The sequence below is a fragment of the Bradyrhizobium sp. YR681 genome, assembly GCF_000282615.1.
GTDB lineage: Bacteria > Pseudomonadota > Alphaproteobacteria > Rhizobiales > Xanthobacteraceae > Bradyrhizobium.
Genome location: NZ_AKIY01000328.1, coordinates 14,599 through 29,710, shown reverse-complemented (window position 1 = coordinate 29,710; position 15,112 = coordinate 14,599). Strand labels below are relative to the sequence as shown.

The 15,112-nt window shown below is 64.6% G+C and carries 15 protein-coding genes; 5 read left to right on the top strand and 10 right to left on the bottom strand.

Translation table 11 applies throughout. From position 1 onward, the window contains the following. Positions 1-35 precede the first annotated feature (35 nt). Together PMI42_RS35315 and blaBJP are read right to left on the bottom strand one after the other, a co-directional pair. Positions 36-2,051: a putative bifunctional diguanylate cyclase/phosphodiesterase gene (locus PMI42_RS35315; protein ID WP_035967573.1), complete on the bottom strand. Its 2,016-nt coding sequence runs from the start codon at positions 2,049-2,051 to the stop codon at positions 36-38. Between the two features lie 322 nt (positions 2,052-2,373). Continuing rightward, positions 2,374-3,261, bottom strand: coding sequence for a BJP family subclass B3 metallo-beta-lactamase (blaBJP, locus tag PMI42_RS35310; protein ID WP_008144274.1), 888 nt, complete (start codon positions 3,259-3,261; stop codon positions 2,374-2,376). Between the two features lie 283 nt (positions 3,262-3,544). On the opposite strand from blaBJP, the gene PMI42_RS35305 reads away from it, so the two are divergent. Beyond that, positions 3,545-4,861, top strand: coding sequence for an alpha/beta hydrolase (locus PMI42_RS35305; protein ID WP_008144271.1), 1,317 nt, complete (start codon positions 3,545-3,547; stop codon positions 4,859-4,861). 10 nt (positions 4,862-4,871) lie between these two features. On the opposite strand, the gene PMI42_RS35300 is transcribed toward PMI42_RS35305, so the two are convergent. Continuing rightward, entirely contained in the window at positions 4,872-5,156 is a 285-nt protein-coding gene (locus tag PMI42_RS35300) for a TonB-dependent receptor plug domain-containing protein (protein ID WP_008144268.1), read from the bottom strand. A 76-nt stretch (positions 5,157-5,232) separates the two neighbouring features. Beyond that, the gene (locus tag PMI42_RS35295) at positions 5,233-6,447 is read right to left on the bottom strand and encodes a hypothetical protein (RefSeq protein WP_008144266.1); all 1,215 of its coding nucleotides are present in this window, start codon (positions 6,445-6,447) and stop codon (positions 5,233-5,235) included. 284 nt (positions 6,448-6,731) lie between these two features. On the opposite strand from PMI42_RS35295, the gene PMI42_RS35290 reads away from it, so the two are divergent. Beyond that, positions 6,732-7,541 carry an ABC transporter substrate-binding protein gene (locus PMI42_RS35290; protein WP_008144264.1) on the top strand — a complete coding sequence of 270 codons (810 nt, stop codon included), beginning with the start codon at positions 6,732-6,734 and terminating at the stop codon, positions 7,539-7,541. Here PMI42_RS35290 and PMI42_RS35285 read toward each other — a convergent pair. The 6 genes from PMI42_RS35285 to PMI42_RS35260 form a co-directional block, all read right to left on the bottom strand. Then, the gene (locus PMI42_RS35285) at positions 7,515-8,213 is read right to left on the bottom strand and encodes an ABC transporter permease (RefSeq protein ID WP_008144262.1); all 699 of its coding nucleotides are present in this window, start codon (positions 8,211-8,213) and stop codon (positions 7,515-7,517) included. The two genes, PMI42_RS35290 and PMI42_RS35285, sit on opposite strands and share 27 nt — an antisense overlap. A 166-nt stretch (positions 8,214-8,379) precedes the next feature. Next, positions 8,380-9,084, bottom strand: coding sequence for an aquaporin (locus tag PMI42_RS35280; protein ID WP_008144259.1), 705 nt, complete (start codon positions 9,082-9,084; stop codon positions 8,380-8,382). Continuing rightward, complete coding sequence (arsC, locus tag PMI42_RS35275) at positions 9,084-9,494, bottom strand: arsenate reductase (glutaredoxin) (RefSeq protein WP_008144257.1); 411 nt, start codon at positions 9,492-9,494, stop codon at positions 9,084-9,086. The genes PMI42_RS35280 and arsC overlap by 1 nt, the downstream gene beginning before the upstream one ends. Positions 9,495-9,504: 10 nt before the next feature. Further along, positions 9,505-9,987, bottom strand: a complete 483-nt coding sequence (locus tag PMI42_RS35270) for an ArsI/CadI family heavy metal resistance metalloenzyme (RefSeq protein ID WP_008144255.1) — start codon at positions 9,985-9,987, stop codon at positions 9,505-9,507. 27 nt (positions 9,988-10,014) lie between these two features. Beyond that, positions 10,015-10,359, bottom strand: coding sequence for an ArsR/SmtB family transcription factor (locus PMI42_RS35265; protein WP_008144252.1), 345 nt, complete (start codon positions 10,357-10,359; stop codon positions 10,015-10,017). A 106-nt stretch (positions 10,360-10,465) separates the two neighbouring features. Next, positions 10,466-11,545: an NAD(P)/FAD-dependent oxidoreductase gene (locus PMI42_RS35260; RefSeq protein WP_008144250.1), complete on the bottom strand. Its 1,080-nt coding sequence runs from the start codon at positions 11,543-11,545 to the stop codon at positions 10,466-10,468. A gap of 961 nt (positions 11,546-12,506) precedes the next feature. Here PMI42_RS35260 and PMI42_RS35255 point away from each other — a divergent pair. The 3 genes from PMI42_RS35255 (at position 12,507) to PMI42_RS35245 (ending at position 15,024) form a co-directional block, all read left to right on the top strand. Next, positions 12,507-13,409, top strand: coding sequence for a 3-hydroxybutyryl-CoA dehydrogenase (locus PMI42_RS35255; protein ID WP_157195877.1), 903 nt, complete (start codon positions 12,507-12,509; stop codon positions 13,407-13,409). 250 nt (positions 13,410-13,659) lie between these two features. Beyond that, positions 13,660-14,124, top strand: a complete 465-nt coding sequence (locus tag PMI42_RS35250) for a group III truncated hemoglobin (protein ID WP_008144247.1) — start codon at positions 13,660-13,662, stop codon at positions 14,122-14,124. A 246-nt stretch (positions 14,125-14,370) separates the two neighbouring features. Then, the gene (locus tag PMI42_RS35245; protein ID WP_035967619.1) at positions 14,371-15,024 is read left to right on the top strand and encodes a QcrA and Rieske domain-containing protein; all 654 of its coding nucleotides are present in this window, start codon (positions 14,371-14,373) and stop codon (positions 15,022-15,024) included. Positions 15,025-15,112 lie beyond the last annotated feature (88 nt).

Here is a 15,112-nt window from a genome sequence, read left to right as displayed (position 1 = left end):
TGTCGCCAATGCAACCGAGGGCGCTCGAAGGCGCCTCAGGCGACGATCTTGGCGGCAGGCGTCGCGGCGCAGTCGAGGCGCTGCCGTTCCTTGGCGAGATAATCGCCGATCGCCCCGCCCGGCATCGGCTTTGCGAAATAATAGCCCTGGATGTAATCGCAGCCGAGGCGGCGCAGGGTGTCGAGCTGGGCGCGGGTCTCGACGCCCTCGGCGACGCAGGCGATCTCCATGTCGTCGCACAGGCCCGTGAGCGACTTGATGATCTTGTGGCTCACCGGATTGTCGTTGATGTCGGCGACGAAGCTGCGGTCAACCTTGATCTTGTTGAGCGGCAGCCGGTGCACGTGGCTCAGCGACGAATAGCCGGTGCCGAAATCGTCGAGCGAAATGCCGCAGCCCATCGCCTTCAACGCCGCGATCGATTGCTGCGCGCGCACGAAGTCGAAGGTAACGGCGGTCTCGGTGATCTCGAAATCGATCCGGTGCGGGGGCAGCCCGCTCTTCTCGACGATGGTGATCAGCGGCAGGATGCCCTCGGGCGAGCAGACGTCGTGGGCGGAGAGGTTGAACGACAGGCGGATGTGGTCCGGCCAGGTTCTCGCCGTCGCGAGCGCGCGCGCCAGCAGCGCCTGGGTCAGCGGCCGGATCAGGCCGATGCGCTCGGCGGCCGGGATGAAGTCGGCCGGCGATACCATGCCGAGGCGGGAATTGTGCCAGCGCGCCAGGACCTCGAAGCCGGCAGTGTGCTCGCTCATCGCGTCCACGATCGGCTGGAACACCAGGTCCATCTCGGTGCTGAAATCGGCGGTGCGCAGCAGATTCTCGATAACGCCGCGGCTGCGAATCTCGGCCTCGAGCTCGCTCGAGAAGATCACGGTGCGGCCGCGCAAATGGCGCTTGGCGTGGTAGAGCGAATAGTCGGCGCATTCATAGAGCGCTTCCGCCGTCGTTGCCGATTGCGGGAATAACGCGAAGCCGATCGAGCAGGATAGCCCGGTGTGAGCCGTGTCGAGCTGGTAGGGGAGCTTGACCTGGTCGCCGATCCGCTCGCCGAGCCGGGTCAGATCCGCATCATCGGGGTCGCCACACACGACCAGGCCGAACTCGTCGCCACCGAGCCGGGCGAATTCCACCCGCTGCGGACCAAAGCCCTCGCAGACCTCGCGGATGCGGCGGCCCGCCTCGATCAGGACCCGGTCGCCGACCGAGTGGCCGTAATTGTCGTTGATCGGCTTGAATCCGTCGAGGTCGATGATCCCGACCGCGACGCGAACGCTCCTGCGCTCGGCGTCAGTGAAGGCGCTGGACAGTTCGGCGAAGAAGCGGCGGCGGTTCGGCAGCTCGGTGAGGGAATCCAGGTTGGCGAGACGGAAGTTCTCGTCCGAAAGCGCCTGCGTCGCCGCCTGCTGCGCCAGCAGCGATTTGCGGCTGGCGACGAGATCGGCGAAGTCGCGATAGTAGATGAACAGCACCGTCACCATCGCGCCGGAGACCAGCAGATTGTTGACCGCGATCGCCTTCAGCGTCGGCTCGCCGGTCGCCCAGAAGAACAGCACGTAGGGCACATCGACGACCAGTGTCACGATCAGCGCCGCCGAACGCAGATGCATCAGCGAGAAGATGCAGCCGATCACGGTGACGGCCATGTAGAAGGCGACCTGGCTCTTGGCGAAGGCATCGCCGTAAGGGTAGAGCGCAAAGGACCAGGCGGTGAAGCCGGCGCCGATCGGCAGTGTCATCCAGTTGGTGGCGCGCAGGTTGCGCAGGATGTCGGCATCGCTGCGCACGAGATGACGCTGGCGCAGCCACCAGAAGGTGCGCAGGGCCGCGAGCACGGTGAGCACGCTCGGCACGATCATCGTCAGCCAGTCCGGGGCCACGTTCACATAGGTGTAGGCGACGGCGATCGTGTTGCTCATCAGGATGAAGTAGAGCAGCGGGATCTGCTTGGAGAAAGCGTCGAACTGCGCGCGCGTCAGGTCCGGGTCGTCGGGGACACGAAACAGCTGCATCGCGGCGGCGAAGTGAGACTTCAAATTGATGACAGGCATTGCAATACGCGCCCCGGATCCCTTCAAAACGAAGGTGATCTTGCACAGCGGGGGTAAAGGGCGCGTTAGATGCGTTCCGTACGGAAAGGCCAGTGCAGGTTGCACGCTACCGCGGAATTTTCCGGTCGCGTGCATTGGTGAGGTCCCGTTAAGGATACGGACCGCCGGAGGCGGGCGCTTGGGCCCCTGTCAGCGGTTCGCAGTCACGCCCCGCTAACCATGTGCATCGACGCGTCGTCGCCCGCCGGCAGCGAGCGCGAGACGGCGTGCGGGCTTCACCTCTCCCCGCCGGGAAGAGGTGAAGGGCAGGGCCTGATCGCCGCTATTTCTTCTCCAGCGCCGCGGTCTGCTTGGCGAGCTGCTTGTCGAAATCGTCCGACAGGGTCGTGATGTAGGTTGCGAGCTCGTCCGGCTTGACGAACGGGTTCGGTGCGCCGTCCTTCATCTGCGCGCGCTTGGCCTGCATGCCATAGACCTCCGGGTGCGGCCCGAGCAGCACGTCGATCTTCATCGGCTTCACCTTGGCGTAGGTCGCGCGATAGTCGTCGACGATGCCGGGATGGGTCGGCTGGCCGACCAGACGGTTCAACGCCACCGTGCCGCTACAGAAGAACAACACCTGCCGGTCCTGGCTGCCGTCTTTGGCGGTCATCTCCCAGCTGGTGCAGCCAGGCGAATGACCGGGCGTCGCATGCGCGGTCAGGGTGGTGTCGCCAAGCGTGACCTTGTCGCCTTCCTTGACGGTGCGGTCGACCTTGACCGCGGGGAAGGTGAGGTCCTCGTTCTTCTCGTCGCCCGGATAGTAGCCGCCTTCGAGCAGCGGCTTGTCGCGCTCGCCGGCGACCAGCTGCGCGCCGGTCTCCTTCTTGATCTCGGCAAAGCCGCCGGTGTGGTCGAGATGCGCGTGGCTGTTGAGGATGATCTTGATGTCGGCGACCTTGAGGCCGAGTTTTGCGATGTTGTCCTTGATCATGCCGGTCGACTGGGGCATCGCCGTGTCCATCAGGATCAGGCCCTGCGATGTCTTGATGACGTAGACGGCGATACCGTCGGTCCCGACATAATAGATGTTGCCGATGAGGTGGAACGGCTCGAACGGCGCGGTCCATTTCTGCATGACCGCAGCCAGGAAATCCTTGATCGTCTGCGCCTGCGCGGCTGTCGTGGTGAACAGCGCCAGCGCACACAGCGCGGTGGTGAGTTTTCTCATGAGCTTCCTCCCGAAGTGTTCTTGTCGTTGTGATCGCACGTGACGCTTGCGCGCGTCGACCGGCCGCAAACTACGTCTTGTGCTGGAAGTCAGCAACGGCTTCATGTCCGGAAAAATTGACTGACATGCACGGAATAAAGGTGGCCTGTCCGGTTTGAGCATGGCGACCATTACTGCAACGCGGCCGCGGGCTGTTTGACCGCGCGCCGGCCGGCCGGCATACTTGGTTGCAAGACGAGCCAGCAAGACGAGCCAGCAAGACTCGTCGGCACCGGGAGCTGAAATGACCAATTCATTGTCCGTCCTTGGGGGGACGCTGATTTCCGTCGTCTCCTTTGCTTCGATTGCGCTGTCGCAGCCGGCCTGCGTGACCCAGAACATGGCCGTGCCGCCCGGCGCCAATACCACCGACAAGGCCGCGCCGTTCTTCATCGACACGACTGGCCTCGACTTCAAGACGGCGCCGCCGACGCGCGATCCTTCGAGCGCCAATTATCCGCGTGCGACCGAGTTACCCGACGGAACGCTGCCGCCGCCCGGCGCCGAGGGCAATTTCATCATCGGGCCCACCCATAATCCCGCGCCGGAGACCGTCGCAAAGGACGGCGTGCCGCGCGGCGCGACGAAATCCTTCACGCTGTCGTCGAAGGAGAGCGCGATCTACAATCCCGGCCTGATCCGCGACGACGTTCCCGGCTGCAACAACTCCTCGATCATGACGACTGTGACGGCGCCGGACGACAAGTCGCACATGATCGTCACGACCAGCCATCCCGGCATCTGGTCACGCACGATCGACGTCTACGTTCCCGCGCAATATGTCCCCGGCACCGAGGCGCCGTTCATCGTGGTCGGCGACGGCGGCTCCAATGCCTACAAGGACCTTGCCACCACGCTCGACAATCTGATCGCGCAACGCCGCGTGCCGCCGATGATCGCGATCCAGATCGGCAATGGCGGGCAGGACGCGCAGGGCAGCCAGCGCGGCCGCGAATATGACGCGGTGTCGGGTGCGTACGCGCAGTTTGTCGAGCGCGAGGTGCTGCCGCTGGTGGAAAAGAACGCCGACGTCAGGCTCACCAGAAATCCCGACGGGCGCGCAACCATGGGGCTGAGCTCGAGCGGGGCTGCGGCCTTCACCATGGCCTGGTTCTATCCCGATCTCTATCATCGTGTGCTCGCGTTCTCGCCGACCATGGTCAACCAGCAATGGCCGCACGATCCGTCGTTGCGCGGTGGCGCGTGGGAGTATCACAGCGCATGGGCGGGGCCGGCCGGGCCCAACCTCATCTCCAAGGCCGGCGTGCTGACGCCGGCGGAGCCGCCCGGCGTGCCGCTGATCGTTGCCGCGCCGACGAAGCCGATCCGTTTCTGGTTCTTTGGCGGCGACCAGGACCTGTTCTATCCGAACCCCACCATTCCCGACGGCATGCACGACTGGACCCTGTCCAACGCACTGATGGCCAAGGTGCTGGCCGAGAAGGGCTATCACTACCAGTTCCTGTTCGTGCGCAATGCCAAACACGTCGACCGGCCGACGATCGCGCAAACGCTGCCATCGGCACTGGAGTGGGTCTGGCAGGGCTATCCGATACAATGAGCGCGAAGGTCTAGCGCCCGATCGTCACGCCGGCTGTCGAACGCATGGCGTCCCGCAGGCTGGTTGCGTTCTTGTCGTCGAGGACCTGCCGCGTCAGCACGGTGGTCTGGCCGGGCGTGTCGAGGATGGTCTCGCCGCGCGAGGACGAGAGCCGGTCGGCCTTGTAGGGGGCGGCAGCATCGGTGGCGGACGCCGTTGCCGGCACATGGCGCGACCGCTTGCGGGATGCCGCAAAGGCACCTTGCGAGACGCAGAGGGCTGCGATCACGATCCATGACAATGATTTCGCGGGCATGCGAGCTCCCACATCCAAGACATCAGCTCGAAGGCGTCAGCCTGGAATATAGGAAGCAACGCCGCTGAAGGAAAGGTCAAGCGAGCGCGGCCTGGCGTTCCCGCATCGGCTCGCGGGCCCGCTCCGGCTTCCCGGGCTCGGCAAGCCGCGTGAAGCTGCGCTGGTTCGCTTGCGCGGGCGCCTCGACGATGACGCCCTCGCAGACGATCTGTCCGCCGAGCATCTTGAATTCAAGCTTGTCGTAGCGCGGCATCGTCTCGCCGGGCGCGGGCGGCAGCAGTCCGATGCTGCCCTGGATGTTCAGCGTCGCCTCGCCGGCGCCGTGAAGCCGCGGGTTCCACATCCTGATCCCGGTCTCGGCCCAGCGCTGCCGGATCAGCGCGGCGCGATCGGCAGGTTCCGCGGCTTTGGCACGAGCCTTCGGTGCCGTAGGGATCTTCGGAGCGGGAGAGTCAAGAACCGGCTCCGGTGCGATAGTTGTAATGACGCGCGATGTGAGCTCAGCGGCAGCGATTGTAACGGGTGCAAGATCGTTTGCAGAGATCGGCTTGATCTCTGCTGCGACGCTTGGGGATGGATCGCTTTCAATGCTGCTTTCGGAGACATTCGCCGCCGGGACTTCGTTCCCGGCGAGCGCGACGCCGGCGTCATCGACGATCGCCGGCTCGACATCCACGACAACGCCAGAGCAGGGATCGTCGTTGACGACGAGAACGGGAGCGTCAACCGCCGTATTCGCGACGTCGACAGACGAGACCGGTGCTGCGGCTGCGACGTCGGCCTCAACTTCGGCCGGGACTTCGACTGATGGATAATTGTCGGCGACAGGCTCGGGAGCATCGACCGGCTTGCTCTCGGCCTCGACGGACAGGGCCGGCGACTCTTCAACGATCGGCGAAAGTTCCGCAGGCGGATCGTCGTCGATGAGTTCGAGAGCATCAATCGCGCTGGCCTCGACCGCAGAAACCGGCGCCTCTTCGACCATGGCGGGCTCGCCATCTGCCGGCGCATTCCGGGATGAATCGTCGATGACGCCGGTATCGCCCGGCACTGCCGACAGGCTCTCCGCGAAGGCGGAGATCGCGGCCTCTTCTTGGGCAGGCGGAGCCGTGACCACGGCGTCGGCGTGCAACAGCTCGGTGCTGATGCTGCTGTCGAAAGCCGGAGCGGCTTCTGCGATGTCGGAGAGCGAGTCGCTTGCGGCGATCGGCGCGACGTCGATGCTGCCGCCATGCGGCGAGGGCCGGAGCCGGGTGAACGCCCATTTCACCGCAGGAATGCGGCGCAGCAACGATATCAGTCTCGAAAGCACTGGGAGTTGTCCAAGAGGTACTCGGCGTGAGGCAATCGCTGATTCGCCAGCAATGTGAAAAACTGCCCCGGCCGTCACACTGATGTCAATGTAGATGGGACCAATTGCAGAACATCCGCGCACCATCGCGCGAGGCAAGCTGTGATCGTGAAATCACGCCGTTGCCGCCGCTCGCCACTGCGTTGCGCCGAACGTCGGGGTTCCCGGCGCTGCTCCGCCGAAGGTAATTTGGAACACCTGGCATCTGGTGTGAGGACGACGCAATGAAAAGGCTTGCCGCCATCGCAGCGGTTCTGTTCTGGTCGACAGGCGCATACGCGCAGGATCGCACCATCACCGTGGCCTCGACGACATCGACGGAGCAGTCGGGGCTGTTCGGCCATCTGCTGCCGCTGTTCTCGAAGGCCACCGGCATCGGCGTGAAAGTCGTTGCCGTCGGCACCGGCCAGGCGCTCGACATCGGGCGGCGAGGCGATGCCGACGTCGTGTTCGTCCATGACAGGCCCGCCGAAGACAAGTTCATGGCCGAGGCGCAGGGCGTGAAGCGCTTCGACGTCATGTACAACGATTTCATCATCGTTGGCCCGAAGAGCGACCCCGCGAAGATCGCCGGCAGCAAGGACGTCATCGATGCGCTTCGCAAGATCGCGGATGCGAAGGCGCCGTTCGTCTCGCGTGGCGACAAGTCCGGCACCCATGCGGCCGAGCTGAGATTGTGGAAAGAGGCGGGCGTCGATCTCGGTGCCGGCAAGGACGGCTGGTATCGCGAGATCGGCCAGGGCATGGGACCGGCCCTGAACATGGCCTCGTCGTCGAATGCCTATGTTCTGTCGGATCGCGGCACCTGGCTGTCGTTCAAGAACCGCGGCGAGCTCGCCATCCTGACCGAGGGCGACAAGCGGCTGTTCAATCAGTACGGCGTCATGCTGGTGAATCCGGCCAAGCATGCCAACGTGAAGGCGCAGGACGGGCAGGCCTTCATCGACTGGCTGGTCTCCTCGAAGGGGCAGGAGGCGATCGCCGGCTACAAGATCGGCGGCGAGCAGTTATTTTTCCCGAACGCGTCCCACTAGCAAAAAGGCGACCGTCGACACCGCCACGCTGAGTGCGAGCAGGATCAGCCCGAGCCCCAGTGCCAGTGGCAGGTCGCCCTTGCTGGTCTCGAGCGCGATGGCCGTGGTCATCGTGCGGGTGAAGCCGCGGATATTGCCGCCGACGATGATGATGGCGCCGACTTCGGCAATGGCGCGCCCGAAGGCTGCGAGAAAGGCCGTCAGCAGCGAGGTCCGTCCGAGCGCGAACAGGAGCGCGATGCTGCGCAACGCCGACAATCCGTCGATCCGCGCCAGATCGCCATACTCGGCCCAGAGCAGGCTCGCCGGCCGGTGCACCAGTGCCACCACGATCGGTGTGGCGAGCAGTGTCTGTGCGATCACCATGGCCGTCGGCGTGAACAGCAGGCCGGCCGCCCCGAGCGGGCCGGACCGCGACAGCAGAAGATAGAGCGCGAGCCCGACCACGACCGGGGGCAGGCCGAGCAGCGCATTGGTCAGCACGATGATGACCTGGCGTCCCCGGAAACGGGAGATTGCGAGCAAGGCCCCGAACGGCGCGCCGATCAGCAGCGCGACGATGCCGGCCGTCAGGCTGACACGCACCGACAAGGCGACGATGCCGAGCAGTTCGGCATCGGCCTCGCCGATCAGCGCGAAGGCGGCAGCGATGGCGTGAGCGAAATCGTTCATCCGGCCTGACGCTTCGGCGCCGGGCAGATTGCCTCCGGATCGTCGATATCGATGCTGCGCAATCGCTTCACGGATCGTTCCTGCGAGTGTCCTTGACCTCTACAGAATACCCGGCAGAAACGATTTGAACACGCGATTCATTCGGAAAACGGATGTCGGCGGTGCGTCATGCCGGCTCACGGGACGCGGCCTGGGGAACGGCTCGCATTTCTGGGGCGCTACCCCAAAGCCAGCGCGCGAGCAGGATGGCAAGAACAGCCCCGATGGATTGAGCGATGATGAAAGACGGCATGCTCCGCGGAGCGATCCCCGCGAATGTATCGGACAGGGAGCGGGCGATGGTGACCGCGGGATTTGCGAACGAGGTGGACGACGTGAACCAGTATGCTGACGTGACATAGAGGCCGACGGCGTAGGGAACGGCGGTGGGCGTCCGATATCGAACGCCAAGGATCGTCGTCAGCAGGCCGAAGGTGGCCACGGCCTCGGCGAGCCATTGTCCGGTCCCCGTGCGTTCGGTGAGCGAAACCTGGAGGGCCGGAAGCTCGAACATCATGTGCGCGATCCACGCGCCGGCGATTGCGCCTGCGATCTGGGCGAGGACGTAGATCGCCGCATCGGCCCATCGCGCCTCGCCGCGGAGGGTGAATGCCAGCGTCACGACCGGATTGAAATGGGCCCCCGATATCGGCGCGAAAGCCAGAATCAGCACCACGAGGATGGCGCCTGTGGCGATGGTGTTGCACAGGAGCGCCAGCGCGACGTTCCCGCCGGCGAGCTTCTGCGCCATGATCCCCGAGCCGACGACAGCGGCGAGTAGAAATGCCGTCCCGAGCCATTCGGCGAAGGCGCGCTGCGCAAGGCCCGGCATCAGGCGCCGCGATCCAGCCGGACGCCCTCGCCGTCTTCCTTGACGAATTCGCCGTGCTGCGCCGGCAGCAGATCGAGCACCAGCTCGGAGGGGCGGCAGAGCTTCACGCCGTTCGGCGTCACCACGATCGGCCTGTTGATCAGGATCGGATGCGCCATCATCGCGTCGAGAAGCTGGTCGTCGGTCAGGGCGGCGTTGCCGAGCTCGAGCTCGGCATAGGGCGTGCCCTTTTCGCGAAGCAGCTCGCGCACGGACAGCCCCATGCGGACGATGAGCTGCTGTAACAGCGCCCGCGATGGCGGCGTCTTCAGATACTCGATCACGTGCGGCTCGATGCCGGCGTTGCGGATCGTCGCGAGCGTGTTGCGCGAGGTGCCGCAAGCGGGATTGTGGTAGATGACCGCATCCATGGCCGGACCTTCAGCAGCAGGCGGACGACTGCTTCGGCGCCGCCTGCGGCGCGCAGCAGGCCGATGGCTTTTCTGCGGGCTTCTCATGGGCAACCCGCGCGCCGTTCTCGCCGCTGCCGTCGCCGTAATCGGTGCTCTCGCCCGTGGTGCGGAAGGTCTCCCAGGCGATGCCGGCGGGATCGTCGATCCAGGATTTCTCGGATCTCGCATAGCAGCAGGTCGTCTGGCCCTGCTCAATGATGTCGCCGCCGGCCTGCCGCAATCGCGCATAGACCTCCTGGAGCTCATCCCCGGTCTCGACCTGGATGCCGAGATGATCGAGGCCCGGCTCGCGTCCGCGCGTCGAGATCGCAAAGTTCACGCGCGGGTCTTCGAGCATCCACTTGGCGTAGTCGGATTTCACCATCGTAGGCTGGGAAGCGAACAGGGCCGAGTAGAAGCCGATGGAGCGGCTGAGATCCTCGACGGACATGTGAATGTGCAGGCGCTTCATGCTCTGTCCTTTCAGGGGGGGATTCTGTCAGGCCGGGATTTTGCTGCGCTTTCGCGCGGGTTTGCAGGCCGCCGCCGGAGCGCATGACGTTCCGCCGCAGCAGTTTTCGGTCAGAAATCCGAGCAGCGTGTTCATGGTTTCGAACCGCGCCGCATAGATCATCGAGCGCCCTTCGCGCCGGACCGTGGCGAGGCCCGCCATCCGCAGCCGGTCGAAGTGGAACGTCAGCGTATTGGGCGCAAGATCCAGCGCTTCGGCAATCGCACCGGCGGCCATGCCATCGGGGCCCGCCTGCACCAGCAGGCGGAAGACGTCGAGGCGATTGTCCTGCGCAAGCGCGGCGAGCGCGGTCACGGCGTCTGTCTTTTCCATATTTCAACGAATATGGAAATAATGGCCGGCTGTCAATCGGCTTTCCCGAGCCGGCCGGTCGCTACGCCGTGCGGTCCGCTGTCTGACGTTCCGATGATTGGTCAGCTTACGCGGTGCGGTCGATCGCGAAATCATCGAACAGGGGAGAATTGCCTCCGGAGCAAAGCGTCGCCAGCAGTTCGGCGGCAAGGTAACTGAACGTGATGCCGTTGCCGCCGTAGCCGTAGGCCGCGAAAATGTTCTTCTGGCCTGGTACGGCGCCGATGAGCGGCAATCCGTCCTTCGTTGTGTCGAACGCCCCCGACCAGCAATAGTCGACCTTGTCTAGGGATCGCGGCCAAAGCGCCCGGAGCGCTTGTCTCAGGCGCTCCTGCTTGGCCGGGTTCAGCGCGTCGCGAGCCTGTGGCTCGATCGCGGAATCATCATCCTCGCCGCCGAAAATGATGCGGCCGTCGGATGTGCTGCGGCCATAATGGTAGTCGTGGCTCGCCTCCCAGATCAGCGCATCTTCCGGCCACAGGTTCTGGGGCTGAGGCTCCGTGGCAATGGCCCAGCTGGACGTCGGACGCTGGATGGTTGGACGCACGATGCCGGGCATGACGTAACCCGTGCACAGCACCACGCGGTTCGCCTCGATCTCGTGGCCGCCATCGAGCCCCACGATGACCTTGGCGCCGGCGCTCTCGAACGCCGTCGCGTTGGCTTGCCGGATCGAGGCGCCGCGGCCGACGGAAATCTTCAGGAGCTCGTGAGTAAGCTCGACTGGATCGGCATCGGCGGCAAGCGGGGAGAGAATCGCACCGGCGCGCGCAATCTCGAACCGGCTGAGCAGGGAAACATGATCGAGAAACACGCCCGGCAGGCCGGCGCGCGTTCTCAGTTCGGATTCCTCTCTCAGGGATTTTCCGCTGTCGGCGACCGCGAGATAGAGCGAATGCCGATCTCTAATATGGCAGGGGATGCGATATCTGCGCGTCAAGGATATCAGTCCCTGAACAGCCCGGAGGCTCGCCGTGTAGCAGCGCGCCGCCCGCTCAAATCCGTAGGCTTGCGTGAGCTCGGACAACGGGCGATCGATTTCCCAGAGCAGCATCGCGGTGCTCGCGCCTGTGCTGCCGTGACCCGGCGTTTCCCGGTCGATGATGACGACCTCGTGCCCGCGACGGGTGAAGCTTTCGGCGACCATGGCGGCGGTGATGCCCGCGCCGATGACCAGGACGTCGCATGCAAGGCTTCCGGTGACAGGGCGAATGTCGGGGCCACCGCCGGTGACCCAAGGGGTCGCCGCGCTCCTGAGGTCGCCGTGATCGATGCCTTCGTCATCGGAAAAAATCGCAATTCCTCCAGCCGGCTCGATCGCGGCCTGTCGGCCAGCTAACGTCCTCCAAGCAGGCTAGGTTCCCGGCCGCCAGGCCGGCGGAGATTTGCCCGACGGGCAAAACACCTGCGCCAAAGCGGCTGCCCGATTGTCAATCCGCTCGCACGAAAATATTCCACTTTACCGAAATTCGGATTTGTCGTATGTATTTGCCATCTCACCCGGTCCGAGGGGCGGATCGCGAGTCGTCCGATACGTGGGTGAGGTGCGGTGGACGCGAGCTGCGTGGGCACGCAAGGTCGAGGGCGGGGCGGGCAGAGGATTGAGCCGAACCCCGTGAGCCCTGGACGGCGTGTGACGGACGGCGCAGATCGCGTACGGCAAAACCGTGTGGTCCTGACCGTCGTTGCTACGGTCAAGCCTCGCGAATGCGGTGTTCGTCCAACCGGGCGGCACCGGTGGATTTCGCGCGGTGACGGAGGCCAGAGAGAACTCGGCTCCGGGGAGAGCACGGCATAAGCCGTCGACCATTCGCGCAGGGAAGGCCGGGATGTCCAGGCTGCCCTGTATGCCGCTGTGCAATTTCTATGCGCTACCCAGCGCACAGCGGACCGCGGGTGCCAGCCGGCGCCCGGCCTTCCCTGCGCCCTCGGCACTTCTCGAGGGCGGGACGAGATGCAAAACTCGGGCGAAACAGGCCGCGAGGTCGTCAAATCATGTCGTTTCGCGACCGAATGGCGGCTTTATTCCCGCTTCGGATGCTTTAAGGAAGGAGGAGGATCAGGTCGCACCTGCCGGTTGGCAGTGCTAGACCCTGATGCAGAAACAAATGGGGCGGGCCGCGATCGGCACACCCCGCAAGGATGAAGGATATGAGGCAATGATCCAGACGGTTGGCATCATCGGGGCGGGGACCATGGGGAACGGCATCGCGCAGATCTGCGCGGCGGCCGGGCTGTCGGTCGTGATGGTCGACATTTCCGATGCGGCGGTGAACCGCGGGATCTCGACCGTCGGCGGCAGCCTCGAGCGCCTGGTCAAGAAGGAGAAGATGTCGGCGGCGGACCGCGAGGCCACGCTCAAGCGCATCACCGGCACGACCGATCGTGCCAAGCTCGCCGATTGCGATCTCGTCATCGAGGCCGCGACCGAGAACGAGGAGCTCAAGGTCAAGATCCTGAAGGACCTCTGCGCGACGCTGTCACCGCGCACGCTGCTTGCGACCAATACCTCGTCGATCTCGATCACCAAGCTTGCCGCTGCAACCGATCGCCCCGATCGTTTCATCGGCATGCACTTCTTCAACCCGGTGCCTGTCATGGCGCTGCTCGAGCTGATCCGCGGCTTGCAGACCTCCGACGACACCCACGCCAAGGCGCTCGATTTCGCCCAGCGCGTCGGCAAGGTGGCGATCACCGCCAAGAACAGCCCGGGCTTCGCCGTCAACCGCATCCTCTGCCCGATGATCAACGAGGCGATCTTCGCGCTCCAGGAGGGGATCGCGACGGCGGAGGAGATCGACGCCGGCATGAAGCTCGGCTGCAACCATCCGATCGGGCCGCTGGCGCTGGCCGATCTCGTCGGGCTCGACACCATGCTGTCGGTGATGGAGGTCTTCTACAAGGGCTTCAACGATCCCAAATACCGTCCGGCCCCCTTGCTCAAGGAAATGGTCGACGCCGGCCATCTCGGCCGCAAGACCGGGCAGGGTTTCTATAGCTACGGCGCATGATCGAGGCGCCAGTGCCGTAGGGTGGGCAAAGCGGAGCGTGCCCACGCATTTGTCGTGATCGAGAGAGATGGTGGGCACGGCGCAAGTGCGCCTTTGCCCACCCTACGATTCTTATCGAGGTGCAGGCGCCGGGCTCGAAACGCCCGCCGCCGATCCCGCAATTTGCGCTGCGACAAAGACGCCGCGCGCAATTGGCCCGACAATGTCGAACGGGCGGCCCGCGGGAACAATGGAACGGAAACATAAGGACATGTCGGATCGACTGAAGGCCGAGCGGGAAGCTGCGGCCGCGCGGCGGAACCTGCTGACCCAGGATGCGATCGAGCGCACCGGGATCACCGAGGAGATGATCGGGGAACTCGTCACCCGCTTCTACGGCCGCGTGCGCGAGGACGCGTTGCTGGGGCCCGTGTTCGCGGTCGTGCAGAATTGGGACGAGCATCTTACGAAGCTCAAGGGGTTCTGGTCATCGGTCGTGCTGATGAGCGGCCGCTATCATGGTTCGCCAATGCGGGCGCATATGCCGCTGAGCCTCGTCGGCAATCATTTCGATCGCTGGCTCGACCTGTTCGAGCAAACCGCACGCGAAGTCTGTCCGCCACCGGCAGCCAGCCTCTTCATCGACAAGGCGCGTCGCATCGCCGACAGTTTCGAGATGGCGTCCGCAACGATCGCCGGCCGCATCGCTTCGCCGCGTCACGTGCTCCGGTCGTGACATACTGAATGCCTGCCTGAGAAATGCGCAAACTTGATCGTGCGATGGCGCGTTGCACCAATTCCAACATCATCGGTCTGGTCTGCAAAATCATCATGCCGTTCGCGCGGCATGACGTAGAACTCGTGAAAATGCGTTTGAATGGGTTCAGTCACGTTCAATCAAAGCGAGCAAAGCCATATTGATGCACTGCGGCGCCAATTCTCCGCCTTGTTTTCGGCAGAGTTCCAGCGCCTGCTGACGGGCATGTCGCGCGCATCCTTCAACGCCAATTCCGCATCCTCCGAGAGCGCTACGGAACCTGAAGTTGACGCGCGCACGGAGCAGACGCGGCGAACGCTGCTGCTCGGTGCGCTCGCCACCACCGCCTGTCTCGGCTGTTCCGCGCGAGCGCATGCAGGCGAAGATCCGCCGGGTTCCGACGAGCGGCCGCAGAAGGGCGATCTGCTCGTCTTCTCTGAAGGCGACCAGGAAGGAAAGCCGGTCACCCTGGCCGATCTTCCCGCAGGCGGGCCACCGGTGCATGCCTGGCCGAAGGATCCCAAGACATCGGTGGTGCGCAGTGCCTCCCGGCTCAACGAGATCCTGATCATCCGGCTCGATCCCTCCGAGCTCGACGAGCAGACGCGCGCGCGTTCCGTCGACGGCATCATCGCCTATTCGGCGATCTGCTCGCATGCCGGCTGTCCCGTCACCGCCTGGGTCAAGAGCGATGTCGGCGACAAGGAGGTCTTCAAGTGCATGTGCCACAACTCCGAATACGATCCCCGCGCGGGCGCGCAGGTCGTGTTCGGGCCGGCGCCGCGGCGGCTCGCGGCGCTACCGATTGCGCTCGCTGACGGCTCGCTCAGCGTCGCCGGTAATTTCATCGGAAAGGTAGGTGGCGTGCAGCCGGGATGATGGACAATGCGGGGTATGCCCGCGTCACGAGTGGCCGCATCCGCCGACGGGCGGACGACGGGACGTACGACAAGAATCCAAGACAAGA